The sequence below is a fragment of the Vibrio sp. Y176 genome, from assembly GCF_033438945.1.
Genome location: NZ_JAWOQS010000050.1, coordinates 1 through 1,847, shown reverse-complemented (window position 1 = coordinate 1,847; position 1,847 = coordinate 1). Strand labels below are relative to the sequence as shown.

The window sequence follows — 1,847 nt, the reverse complement described above, 5'->3', positions numbered from 1 at the left end:
CCATCCGGGTTGACCGAGACCGTGCCGTTAGCTGGACCGTTGTTGGTATCCAGCGACACCACTTTGTCGTCGCCTTCAAACGTGTCGTTACCTAGGACGTTAATGATGGTCGGCGTGTCTTCCACAACCGTCGCGCGGTCAGATTCAATATCTGCCACAGGCGCAACTGTGAAGTTCACCGTTTGGCTAACGCTTTCACCGCTTGGATCGGTGGCGGTAAAGGTCAATGCTTCTGAGCCATTCCAGTCCGCCGTTGGGCTAATGGTCGCGATGCCATTTTCAATCGACACCAACACGTTGCTGTTGCCGGACACTGAGAAGTTCAATGCGGAGTCGCTGTCTTTAAATGCGTCGTTTAAATCAATCGTGTAGATCGTAAAATCTTCTGCTAACACTTGATCTGAAATCACATTATCGACTGTTGGTGCATCGTTAACGCGATTCACAATCAAACTATCACTGTCGCTAACCGTTGGATTAACACCATCCGATACTGATGCGCTGATCGTTAGGTCTTTAAGGTTGAGTTCGTCGTTGTTAACCGCGTCAACACCCGCTTGAGTCAGTTTGACTTCATCGCCAACTAGCGCAAAGTAGCCGTTTGAGTTGTTTTCTAAAGAAACGGTTAATTGCTCTTCTGGCGTATCGGTGTCAGCGACTTCCAACGTTGCCACTACCGTATCGGTACTCACCGCGTCTTCAGTGATACTTTCTACAGCATCGACCTTGATGGTTGGCGCATCGTTTACTGGGTTAACGGTAACGGCCACCTTCGCTTGGTCTGTCAGTGCACCATCGGTGACGGTGTAAGTGATTTCGGCGTCACCATTGAAGTTCTCAGCCGGTGTGAACACCAGTTTGCCGTCAACAATCTCGACTGTCCCTTGCTCACTCGGCACAGATGCCGAGTCAATCGACAGCTTATCGCCATCAATATCGGTGTCGTTTGGCAGGACATCAATCGTCACTGGCGTGTCTTCATCAGTAACAGCGGTATCATCTTTTGCCACTGGCGCATCGTTCACTGGTGTGACATCGACGTTCACCGTGGTGGACTCTGATACCCCACCGGACGTAACGATGTAGGTGAAACTGTCTGCCCCGTGGAAGTTGTCATTTGGCGTGTAAGTGACGCTGCCATCAGGATTGACCGAGACCGTGCCGTTCGCTGGACCGTTACTGGTATCCAGCGACACCACTTTATCGTCGCCTTCGAACGTGTCGTTACCTAAGACCTTGATGATGGTCGGCGTGTCTTCCACAACCGTCGCTTTGTCTGCCACGATGTCCGCCACAGGCGCAACCGTAAAGTTCACCGTTTGGCTAACGCTTTCACCGCTTGGATCGGTAGCAGTAAAGGTCAATGCTTCTGAGCCGTTCCAGTCTGCGGTTGGAGTGAACGTAGCAATACCGTTGACGATCGCCACTTGAATGTTGCTGTTGCCAGAGACACTGAAGCTCAGCTCGCCATCAACATTATCCACATCACTGAAGGCCGTATTCAGATCGATGCTGTATGGCGTAAAATCTTCCGCCAAGGTTTGGTCTGCAATGTTGCTTTCAACCACAGGCGTGTCGTTCACCGCATTCACGGTGACGTTGACCGTTGCTTGGTCAGTCAGTGCACCATCAGTAATCGTGTAAGTAATTTCAGCGTCACCATGGAAGTTCTCAGCTGGCGTGAACACCAACTGGCCGTCAACAATCTCGACTGTCCCTTGCTCACTCGGCACAGACGCCGATTGGATAGACAGCGTATCACCATCAATATCGGTGTCGTTTGGCAGGACATCAATCGTCACTGGCGTGTCTTCGTCAGTAACGGCATTGTCATTGGTCGCCACTGG

General features: G+C 51.3%; 1 protein-coding gene. It reads right to left on the bottom strand.

Annotation, left to right across the window (positions count from 1 at the left end; all coding sequences use genetic code 11):
- On the bottom strand, nucleotides 1-1,847 hold a 1,847-nt coding region (locus tag R7O13_RS23940; protein WP_318304811.1), incomplete at both ends, for a tandem-95 repeat protein.